Source organism: Bradyrhizobium sp. UFLA05-112, assembly GCF_053572325.1.
Genome location: NZ_JBANBK010000039.1, coordinates 66,963 through 76,598, shown reverse-complemented (window position 1 = coordinate 76,598; position 9,636 = coordinate 66,963). Strand labels below are relative to the sequence as shown.

The window sequence follows — 9,636 nt, the reverse complement described above, 5'->3', positions numbered from 1 at the left end:
TCGTTGGACCACCGGGAAATTCTGGCAGATATCGCAGCGGCACGCACTAACATGCGGCAAGATGCGGCGTCGTAAGCAAAAAAGAACCCCGCATCTGCGGGGTTCTTCGAGTGGACTATCATCACCATTTCTGACGGCCGTACCAGTCATTCACTTCCTTCTGCGCCTGATCCTTGGCGTAGCCGTACCGTTGCTGCAGTCGGCCTTCGAGTTGTTCCTGCCTGCCGTTGATCACATCAAGGTCGTCGTCGGTGAGCTTGCCCCACTGCTCTTTCACCTTCCCCTTCATCTGCTTCCAGTTTCCTTCGACGCGGTTCCAGTCCATCACGATCCTCCTTGAACGAATGAGATCGACCAACGGAGCAACGGATGCCTTCGTTCCGCGACGGCAGAGCGTCGCGCGGGTGAACGCCAAGTGTTCAAAAGTGGACCGACGCGCCGAGGTCTAGTCTTGCCGTTCAGCGGGATGTCCTATGGACCGGTTCGCTTGTCCGCCTTCCGCTCATCGAGAGCGCGATCAAGCTCCTCGTGAGCGAACGCAGTTAGGCGAGGCAGTTCGGCGTCATCGACCAGCGTCACGACTAGCAAGAGACATTCAGCCGCGAGTCGTGAGACCTGCCGAGCCGCCGAAGGGTCAACGCCTGCCTGGAGGGTGATCTTGGTGTCCTGATGCCCCCCGGCGAGCCTCCGCCAGCTTCACCGCCTAGGCGGCTTCGCCAGTCGGAGAGCGCCAACGCCAGTTTCATGGTTCGTTCTCGATTTCGAAATACCACCTCATTCGAAACCGCCCTGCTTCTTGCCGATACCCGACTGATACGCCGGAAATTTCGCGAACGGCGGGGAACGAAACCGTTCCGCTCCGAACGCCGACGCAGTCGGGTCAGCCGGAAAATTCAATGGTTAGACGGGGTTAGCGGATGAGTGCGAATGAGAAAGAACGGCTGAGAACAGCCTGATGGCTCCCCGGGCTGGATTCGAACCAGCGACCATCCGATTAACAGTCGGATGCTCTACCGCTGAGCTACCGAGGAAAAGGGCGAACCAACGTTCGCGCGGCTGCGTATAACAAAGCCTCCGGCGCTTGCAAAGGACGAATTCGTCATATCCTCGCCATCAGGAGGAAGGGCGCTCGTCCCCTCCCCGCCGGTCCCCGCTGCGGGCGCGGACGCGCCGTGATGCGACGCTCACTCCGCGATGAAGGAGGTCGTCTTGGTGCCGGGGTCGTAGCGCAACCTCAGCACGTTGAACTTGCAGAGGTTGACGTTCTTCCACAGCACGGACTCGTTGTAGTTCTGCCAGTCGACGCGGATGTTCCAGACGCATCCTTCATCGTCCTCGTCGAACTCGACATACGTGCTCGCCTGGTTCTGCAAGGTCTTGTCGAGCTCGTTGTCCCATTCGTCCAGATCATCGTCCGGCGAATTGAAGCCGAGGAATTTGATGGCGTAGCCGGTCTCGTTGACGACGGAGACGTTGCGGGAATCCGCGGCCTGCGATGGCGCGGCTGTGACCGCGAGACCGAGTGCAATGAGTGCAGACAGAAAATATTTCATGAGAGCCCCAATGAAAAAGAAAATCCGGCGCTTGCCCGTCGTGGGCGGAGGCGCCGGGGCAACCAATGCATTACCTTGCAGGGTTCGTCCGGAGAGCGATCGAAAGGTTCGACACGCGATCGACCTGCACTCCGGAACGGTACGCCACGCGAGAAGCGCACGGCCTGTTCTTATCGACTAGGGCTCACGCCAGCAATGAATGGGCATTCATAGCCGGCGCATTCACGGCCTACTCTGCCGCGTCGGTTGTCTGCGGCGCGGGCACGCTTCCCGCAACTTCGACCGCAGCGCCATTGCTCTTGCCGGTGACGGCACCGACCAGTGCCTTCACCGGATCCTCGCCCGGTGCAAAGCCGCTCTGGCGCAGGATCTCGTCGATCATCGGCCGCAGCGCGTGCACCTTCAACAACTCGCCGGCGAGACCTTCGCCGAATCCGGCATTGCTGCCACCTGCGCCGTTGCCTCCGAAAGCGCCGCCGGTATGCAGGATGCGGACGTCCTTGATGTTGGCGATCGGTTTCACCATCTCGGCGAGCGCCGACGGCATCATCTCGATCCGCTTCTTGGCGATCTCGAAATCGATGACGTTGCTGCCGAGCTTGTTCTGCGCCTCGTTCTTCATGGTGATCACGGCCGCCTCGGCTTCACCGATGTTCTTGACGCCGGCTGCCTTGATCTTGTTGGCTTCGGCTTCCGCGCTCGCGAGCGTCTTGGTGGCCTCGGCGCGATCGAGGGCGGCCTTTTTCTCGGCTTCGGCCGCAACGATCAGCTCGGTCGACTTGCGCTCGGCCTCGGTGCGCGCGGCGAGCACCTGCGTGAGGCGGGCACGGTCGGCGACCTCGACCGCGCGCGCGGTCACGACCTTTTCCTCCGCTGACACGGCCACGGCTTCCGCAGTCTTGGCTTCTGCGACGGCTTCGGAGGTCTGCTTGCTCTTGGCCGCGATCTGGATCTCGTTCTCCTGCGTCGCGATCTGGATTTCGCGCTGCGCGTCGGTCTTGCGCTTGTTGATGGCGAGATCGGATTCGATCACCGCCGTTTCCTTGATCTGCTTGGCGCCGGCCTCTTTCTCGGCGACCGCGCGATCGGTGTCGATGCGGGCGTTCTCCTCGGTCAGGCGCGCGGTCTGCGTCGCGGTGGCCACTTCGGCGCGCGTGCTTGCGGTCTTGTTGGCGATGTCGCGCTCCTGCGAGAGCTCGGCCTCCTTCTTGGTCCGCTCGATCCCGAGGGTCTGCTGCCGCGCCTCGAGGTCCTTTTGTGCGATCGCCACCTCGTTGTCGCGCACGATGGCGTTGCGGTCGCGCCGGCGGGTCTCGGTGATGGTCTTGAGCTGGGTGAGACCCTCCGCGTCGAAGAAGTTTTCCGGGTTGAAGAACTTGACGTCGGTCTGGTCGAGTTTCGTCAATGACACCGACTCCAGTTCAAGTCCGTTGGACTTGACGTCGGATTCCACGGTAGCCTGCACGTGCTTGACGAAATCGCTACGCTTCTCCTGCAGTTCCAGGATGGTCATGGTGGCCGCCACTGAGCGCAGGCCGTCGACGAATTTTGCCTCGACCTGGTTGCGCAGGGCTTCGGCGTCATTGGTCAGCGCGCCCAGCGTTTGGCTCGCCAGCGCAATGCTCTCATCGTCGGGACGGACGCGGACATAGAACTCGGCGACGATATCGACGCGCAGCCGGTCCTTGGTGATCAGGGATTCCCGCTCCTTGCGCTCGACCGTCAGCCGCAGCGTCTTCAGATTGACGCTGGCATAGGAGTGGAAGATCGGCAGGATCATGGCGCCGCCGTCGAGCACGACCTTCTTGCCCCCGAGGCCGGTGCGGACGAATGCCTCGTCGCGCGTGGCGCGCTTGTAGAGGGTGGTGAACACAATGCCCAGGACGACGATCAGCGCAACGCCGATCATGGCTGGGACTGCGATGTCAAACATGAATCTCTCCGCTAATGGCTGTGCTGATTGCTTAGAGTGGACTTGGACGGTTTGAGTTCATCGTCGGCTTTCACCGCCAAAAAGCGGGTGCCGTCGCGATCGACCAGCAGGACGAGGCTTCCCTGCGCCAGCGGTTCTGAGGAAGGCGCCGCGACCGCCCAAACGAAATGCCGGTTGCCATGGACGTCGGCGACGCTGACGCGGCCGGGCGGGCCCTGGTCCAAGGGCCCGATGACGACCTCGCCGACACGGCCGACGAGATCCCCGAGCCCGACGGCGTAGCTTTCGTCCTTGGGAATGATTTTTGCGATGAAGCCGCTGGAGACACGCACCAGCGGGACGGACACGATCACCGCGCCGAGCGAGGCGATGCTCGCCGGCAAGGGGCCGGCGACCATCCGCGCCACGTCCTGGATCAGGAAACCGGTGATGGAGAAGGCGCCGAGCATCAGCAGCAGGAAGATCAACAGCGGCACGCCGCCGAGATTGATCCAGGAGATCGCGTTGATTACGCCGCTGTGGCCGGGATGGTCGAAGTCGACGGCGTTGCCGAGGATCTCGCTCAGGGAGGCCCCGACCATCATCGAGACCACCTCGACCGAGCCGACGATGACGATCATGGCCGCCGCGATCGCGAACGGCCTGACCTCGGGCGCCATCACATGTTCGAGCAATGTGCTCATGGCCGCGAACTCAGGAGCGCGTCTTCAACCGCGCAAGCCTCGCCGCAATCTCCTTGTCGCGATGCAACGCGCTGAGCTCGTCGATGTCGCTCGAGAACGCAATGCCGGCCGGCACGCCGGTGGCCCGCGCCACCGCCCTGCCCGCGCGCAGCGCCTTTGCTGCAGCCGAGTTGCCGGTCTGTTTCGTCGAAGTTGCGGTAGAATGTGTGCCTGCGGCCGCCTCGCTCTTCTCGAGATCGGCGCGCCGCTGCTCGGCATCCTGAAGTGCCGAGAGCACCGCGCGCAACGAGGTAACGCACTGCTCGATCTTCTCGTTGTTCTCGTCGATCGCGCGCGACAGCACCTCGAACTGCGCTTCGAGGTCCATCTGCCGTGCTATGCCGGCGCGGGCGAGGTCATCACGGCTGTCGTCGATCGCGCCCTGGATCTTTGTGGCGAGATCGGTCATCGCGCGCTCGATCTCGCTGCGCCGGGCGTTCAGCCGATATTCCTCGGCGCGCGCGGCGGCGAGCGCTTCGCGGGCCTCGTTCTCCGCGTTCTCGATCTCACGGATGGCCTGGCCCACGACCTTCAGCTTGTTCTTGCCTTCGGCCTGCTCGATCGCGTCATAGGCGATGCCTGCGATCAGGCGTCCGACCCGGGACAGGAAGTTCTCGGGGGCGGCAGCGATGGTCTCCATGGCGTTCTCCTCCTCTGGCAGATTGTTCGGCGTGACGCCGTAGTGAATTTCAAAACCGTCGTCGGTGCGGATCAGATGGGCGGGCACGCTCTGGCCCCAGCCCTCGGCGTAGCCGACATAATCGAACGGCACGCTGAAGCGCCCTTGCACGGTGGCGATCGAGATCGTGGTCGGCCCCTTGAGCTTGGCGAGCTTGTCGTCGAGCGGCAGCCGCCGGCCGCTCGATGCGCGATAGTCGGCGCGGTCGCGCAGCCCCAGCGTTACCAGACGTGACGGCAGGCCGGTCTGTTTCCGGATCGCGTCGTAGGCATGGGCATGCAGCAGCACGACGTTGGAGCCCACATTATGGGTGCGGGCGACCTCCTCCAGAATCTCCATCATGCGGTCATAGGCGTCGAAGGTCGCCTCCAGCGCGGCTTTGACGGCCGGCTCAGGGGCGAGCCTGTAGCGCAGTGCGGATGGCGCTTGTCGGGGGGACGGGTTCATGAAAAGCACTAAAGCACCATTTTGGTGCTTTACAAGGCGAGAAACCGATCACGTTTCACTGATCCTTATGCACTGTACTGGTTAGTCGCCGCCGACAGGGACGGCGTTCAAAGACCTCCGCTCACCGATACACCACCGCCGATCAAGACTTCTTGCCCGCGCCGGTTGCAATTTTCATCGAAATGCGAGAACCGGGCCACAGCCACGCACAGCTTGTCCGCAGCATATCCACAGGGCTGCGGCGCCGATTTCGACTGCGCCTGACCTAACTTGCTGCGCACGAACCCACAGGTAGCCAGCTTAACCGCCCGCCTGGTCGAACACGGCGCGGCAGGCTTCGCTCAGGCTCGCCTTGTTGCGACGCAGGCACGCGGTGATGGCGCGAACGTTGGGGATCTCGCCGGCACAGAGACGATAGACGTCGGGGGTACAGGCCCGGCGCTGTTCGGGTGTGCCTTGGGCGGAGGCGGCGGAAGCAAACAGCGCCAGGAACAACCCGAGAGTCGAGGCCCGCCGGGCCCGGCTCTTTACGCCTGCTAACTTCAGGAACCTCGCCTTCATCGTCGCGTCTCCCGTCGGCTTCGGCCGCCCCGGCCCTTCATTGACCGGCTTCACGCCAGACTTACGGGAAAGAAACTTCTGGGAATGTGATCTCTTTCACACTGGCGCAGCGGTGGAACCCCTTAGGTTCCGCGCCGGTTTTCTTAGGGAATCACTAACCAAACGAGCGCCGATCGACGGATCGATAAAATTCGACCGATCCGCTCAATCGGGAAAAAAGCCGGTTTTGCGAGTTTGCGCCGTCGGGAATGGTCCGGAGGGTGCGATGAGCGAAGCCGAATTCAACTTGCTGCTGGATGCCGTGCGGGCCGCCATCGAGCCCGTACCGGAGGAGGAATTCGTGCCCCGCTCGTGGAAATTCGACGCGTCGCTCAAGGCCGCCAACGACAACGAAGGCGCTTGGCCGCTGCTGCCGTTTCCGGATGGCTGGTACGCCGCCGGCTGAGCACGACGTCCCGCACTCTTCCCTTTAAGCTACGTCCGTAAGAACAGTCGCCGCCTCGCATCTGGCGGAAACAATCAATCAGCTCTCAGTGCCTGACTGGTCGTCCGACTCACGTGAGTCCCTAACAGGACCAGTGGACGGAAAGATGCTCTCATAGATCGCGCGGGCTTCCCGTATCAGACGGGCCCGCTCGATCTCGGACTTCGGAATAAATCGGACGATCTCGCCCACGTGCGCTCCAAGATTCTCGGCTTCAGGACTCATCATCTAGGTGATGCGATCTTCATGCCAAGGCACCTGAATCGCGATTAACCGCCAACCCCGGACAAATCCGGGTGAGTTCGGACCGCGTCGCATCATCTGGCGGAATGGGGTCCGCACGCTGGCATGATTTACGCTGGGAAATCAGGAGGTTGTGATGGAGGCCACGACCAGAATTGAACTGGTGTAAACGGTTTTGCAGACCGCTGCGTAACCACTCCGCCACGTGGCCCCGTAAGGCCGGACTGATATAGGGGATCAAGGACTTAGGCAACCGCCTTCATCCGACTTCCCGATCAGTTTTGGAAGGTCGTCCAGATTGCGGCGGGGCGGCCGCTACCCAAGCATCTCGGCCAGCTTGATGCTTGCGCAGATAATCATCCCCCACAGCGCGAAATTGATCTCGAGCGCGGCGAGCATGAGCGTTCTTCCCTGTGGCACCACTTTAGCCTGTGGTGCTCAATGTCCAGACTCGCTCAGCCCTGCCGGCGCTTCCAGTCCATAATTTCCATTTTTTTCTGCGCCCGCCTTGGTCAGGTCACAAACGCCAACAAGCGGTGGTAATCCGACTCAAGGTTCCAACGGCGGTTGGATTAAGCCCTGCCCTCGCCGGCGCCAGCCAGGTATTGGCCGAGGATGTCTTCGGTCGAACCTGCGGCAGCGATCCGTCCGTCGCGCAACTGGATCGCGCGGTTGCAGGTGTTCTTGATGAGATCGATGTCGTGCGAGGCGAGCACGAGGATGCCGGCGCGCGCCACGATCGCGTCGAGCCGCTGCCGCGCTTTCCTGCGGAAGTGCTGGTCGCCGACGCCGATCCACTCATCGAGCAGCACGATCTCGCCCTCGATCGCGGTTGCGACCGCGAAGATCAGGCGCAGCATCATGCCGCTGGAATAGGTACGCAGCGGCAGGTCGAGCCGGTCGCCGAGCTCGGTGAACTCGGCGATCTCCGCGCGCCGCGCCTCGATCTCGGTGCGCCGCGCTCCGATCACCAGCCCGCGCCGCAGGATGTTCTCGTAACCGGTCGCCTCCTCGTCGAAGCCGGCGGCGAGATCGAACAACGACAGGCAGCGGCCGCAGACATCGACCGTGCCGGCGGTCGGATGGTAGATGCCGGCCAGCACCCTGAGCAGCGTGGTCTTGCCGGCGCCGTTGGCGCCGATGATGCCGAGCCGGTCGCCGGCGCGGATCTCGAGATCGACGCCGTTCAGCGCGGAGACAAGGTGCGGGCGCGGCGCATTGCCGGCACTCCGCAGCGTCACCGCGCGCACGAACCGGCTGCGCAGCGAGCGGTCGCGAAACGACAGCACGGGAAACGCGACCGAGACATTGCGCAGCACGATATGGGCAGCGGAGCTCATGGCGCGCACCTAAATCCAGTACGCGACGCGATGGCGGTATCTCGCGTAGCAGCCGAGGCCGATCATCGCCATGCCGACCGCGTAGAGCGATCCGAGCAGCCACTGCTCCGGATCGGCAGGCTGCGACAGAAGCGGCTTGCGCACGAGATCGAGCAACGTCGCGAACGGATTGACCCGCGTCAGCCAATGGAAGGCCGTCCCGCGTACCGCGTCCTCGGTCCAGATGATCGGCGTCAGGAAGAAGACGAATTGCAGGCCACTGACGATCGCCGATCCAATATCGCGAAAGCGCGCGCAGAGCATACCCAGCGCCGTCGCACCGCCGACCAGCGTGACCAGCAGGATCGCAAAGCCGGGAACCGCGAGCACCAGGGTCCAGTGCAGCGGCCAGGGCACTACGAGATAGAGCAGACCGACCAGCAGCAGATGGTGCAGGAAGATGACGACGTTGCGCGCCGTCATCTGCAACACGTGCACGATCAGCGGCGCCGGCACGGCCTTGATCAGATGGCCGGAGGCCACGAAGATGTTCGAGCCTTCCTGGAGCGTTGCGGCGATCAGCGTCCAGACGATCAGGCCGACGGCGAAGGACGGCAGGAAGACCGCGACGTCCTGCTTGAACAGCGTCGCATAGACCGTGCCGACGCTGGCGATGGTTGCCGCGAGAGTCAGCGTGATCCAGAGCGGGCCGATCACGGTGCGGCGATAACGCAAGGAGATGTCCATCAGGGCGAGCGTGCCCCAGCGATCGAATTGCGCCCCTTGCCGGACAATTTCCCTGGCCGCAGCCTGAATGCGACTTCCCATCCCGCTCCTGGCTTTCCAACGCTAGGCCCGATCACGGGATGGCAATATATGCCCCCCGAGTCTCTATCTGCCCGCTCCGCAGCGGGCAAGCCCTCGGCGCTGGCGGTCAGCCGCGGCGGCTGCGGCGAAAATCGCGCCGGCGGCCTCGGCCTGCCGGTTTTGGCGCAAGTTCAGGCGTCTCCGCCAGCACTTTGCGATAGCGTGTTAACATCCGTTCAAAACTCGCATGCAGCGTTTCGGCGATGTCGGGCCGTTGCTGGAGGCTCGCGAGCATCATGGCCGCAGCCTCGATGGTGGCGAGCCCGTCGCGGCGCGGCTCGCGGCGCAAGCGCCCGTAGCGTGACGGCCTCGCGGGATTGAGGATCACGCGCTGGCACTTCAGCATCCAGGGATTGCGCCACCACAGCGCCTTGGCCTGGCTCCACGTGCCATCGAGCAGCACCACGCCCTCGATCCTGTTCAAAATGGCGCGCTGATTGTCGGCGATCTCGCCCTTGCGCGTGAGCGCGATGATGTCGGCGTCGCTATCGAGATCGGTGGCGCGCGCCGATCCGAGATAGAGCACCGCCCAGCGCGCGGGATCCGCGACCGGTCGTCCGAGCGCCTTGGCAAGGCTCGGCCATGACAGCCCAACCCGCACCGTCGCATCGGCAAAATGCCGCGCCGTCAGCCGCGCGGTGCCGAGCGCCCTGTCCTGCTCCTGCGGATGCTGAAGGATCAGGAGCGCGATGCGGCTGTCGAGCGCTGTGACGCTGTCGCAGATGCACAGCGGCATCGGCTTCTGGCAGTGTGGACATTCGGCAACTGGTTCGGGAGCTGCGGTGGTGACGTCAGACGGGTTCGACATCCAGCCGCTATACGCTTGGC

Annotated in this window: 10 protein-coding genes and 2 tRNA genes; 1 reads left to right on the top strand and 11 read right to left on the bottom strand. The window is 63.4% G+C overall.

The annotated features are described in order from the left end of the window. Nucleotides 1-121 precede the first annotated feature (121 nt). The 7 genes from SO180_RS22655 to SO180_RS22625 all read right to left on the bottom strand — a co-directional run bounded on the left by SO180_RS22655 (nucleotide 122) and on the right by SO180_RS22625 (nucleotide 5,895). Nucleotides 122-325 carry a CsbD family protein gene (locus SO180_RS22655; protein WP_449381046.1) on the bottom strand — a complete coding sequence of 68 codons (204 nt, stop codon included), beginning with the start codon at nucleotides 323-325 and terminating at the stop codon, nucleotides 122-124. A gap of 631 nt (nucleotides 326-956) precedes the next feature. Next, nucleotides 957-1,031 (bottom strand) — tRNA-Asn (locus tag SO180_RS22650). 153 nt (nucleotides 1,032-1,184) lie between these two features. Continuing rightward, on the bottom strand, nucleotides 1,185-1,553 hold the full coding sequence (locus tag SO180_RS22645) for a hypothetical protein (protein ID WP_449381045.1): 369 nt from the start codon (nucleotides 1,551-1,553) through the stop codon (nucleotides 1,185-1,187). Between the two features lie 229 nt (nucleotides 1,554-1,782). After that, nucleotides 1,783-3,486, bottom strand: a complete 1,704-nt coding sequence (locus SO180_RS22640; protein ID WP_449381044.1) for a flotillin family protein — start codon at nucleotides 3,484-3,486, stop codon at nucleotides 1,783-1,785. An 11-nt stretch (nucleotides 3,487-3,497) separates the two neighbouring features. Continuing rightward, a complete protein-coding gene (locus SO180_RS22635) occupies nucleotides 3,498-4,169 on the bottom strand; it encodes an OB-fold-containig protein (RefSeq protein WP_449381043.1) in 672 nt (223 codons plus the stop codon). Nucleotides 4,170-4,179: 10 nt separating this feature from the next. Next, complete coding sequence (locus SO180_RS22630) at nucleotides 4,180-5,343, bottom strand: PspA/IM30 family protein (RefSeq protein ID WP_449381042.1); 1,164 nt, start codon at nucleotides 5,341-5,343, stop codon at nucleotides 4,180-4,182. 291 nt (nucleotides 5,344-5,634) lie between these two features. Next, the gene (locus SO180_RS22625) at nucleotides 5,635-5,895 is read right to left on the bottom strand and encodes a hypothetical protein (protein ID WP_449381041.1); all 261 of its coding nucleotides are present in this window, start codon (nucleotides 5,893-5,895) and stop codon (nucleotides 5,635-5,637) included. Nucleotides 5,896-6,160: 265 nt separating this feature from the next. Between SO180_RS22625 and SO180_RS22620 the strand changes: the two genes are divergently transcribed. Beyond that, nucleotides 6,161-6,340: a hypothetical protein gene (locus tag SO180_RS22620; RefSeq protein ID WP_449381040.1), complete on the top strand. Its 180-nt coding sequence runs from the start codon at nucleotides 6,161-6,163 to the stop codon at nucleotides 6,338-6,340. A 419-nt stretch (nucleotides 6,341-6,759) separates the two neighbouring features. Here the strand turns inward: SO180_RS22620 and SO180_RS22615 are convergent. From SO180_RS22615 to SO180_RS22600, 4 genes are all read right to left on the bottom strand, one after another. After that, nucleotides 6,760-6,833 (bottom strand) — tRNA-Cys (locus tag SO180_RS22615). Nucleotides 6,834-7,194: 361 nt separating this feature from the next. Further along, nucleotides 7,195-7,962, bottom strand: coding sequence for an ABC transporter ATP-binding protein (locus SO180_RS22610; protein ID WP_449381039.1), 768 nt, complete (start codon nucleotides 7,960-7,962; stop codon nucleotides 7,195-7,197). Nucleotides 7,963-7,971: 9 nt separating this feature from the next. Then, the gene (locus SO180_RS22605; RefSeq protein ID WP_449381038.1) at nucleotides 7,972-8,769 is read right to left on the bottom strand and encodes an ABC transporter permease; all 798 of its coding nucleotides are present in this window, start codon (nucleotides 8,767-8,769) and stop codon (nucleotides 7,972-7,974) included. A gap of 106 nt (nucleotides 8,770-8,875) precedes the next feature. Next, the gene (locus SO180_RS22600; RefSeq protein WP_449381037.1) at nucleotides 8,876-9,616 is read right to left on the bottom strand and encodes a tRNA-uridine aminocarboxypropyltransferase; all 741 of its coding nucleotides are present in this window, start codon (nucleotides 9,614-9,616) and stop codon (nucleotides 8,876-8,878) included. Between the last annotated feature and the right edge of the window lie 20 nt (nucleotides 9,617-9,636).

Coding starts and splice junctions, on each gene's coding strand:
- SO180_RS22655 (WP_449381046.1), bottom strand. CDS start 325: ATGGACTGGAACCGCGTCGAAGGAAACTGGAAGCAGATGAAGGGGAAG.
- SO180_RS22645 (WP_449381045.1), bottom strand. CDS start 1,553: ATGAAATATTTTCTGTCTGCACTCATTGCACTCGGTCTCGCGGTCACA.
- SO180_RS22640 (WP_449381044.1), bottom strand. CDS start 3,486: ATGTTTGACATCGCAGTCCCAGCCATGATCGGCGTTGCGCTGATCGTC.
- SO180_RS22635 (WP_449381043.1), bottom strand. CDS start 4,169: ATGAGCACATTGCTCGAACATGTGATGGCGCCCGAGGTCAGGCCGTTC.
- SO180_RS22625 (WP_449381041.1), bottom strand. CDS start 5,895: ATGAAGGCGAGGTTCCTGAAGTTAGCAGGCGTAAAGAGCCGGGCCCGG.
- SO180_RS22620 (WP_449381040.1), top strand. CDS start 6,161: ATGAGCGAAGCCGAATTCAACTTGCTGCTGGATGCCGTGCGGGCCGCC.
- SO180_RS22610 (WP_449381039.1), bottom strand. CDS start 7,962: ATGAGCTCCGCTGCCCATATCGTGCTGCGCAATGTCTCGGTCGCGTTT.
- SO180_RS22605 (WP_449381038.1), bottom strand. CDS start 8,769: ATGGGAAGTCGCATTCAGGCTGCGGCCAGGGAAATTGTCCGGCAAGGG.
- SO180_RS22600 (WP_449381037.1), bottom strand. CDS start 9,616: ATGTCGAACCCGTCTGACGTCACCACCGCAGCTCCCGAACCAGTTGCC.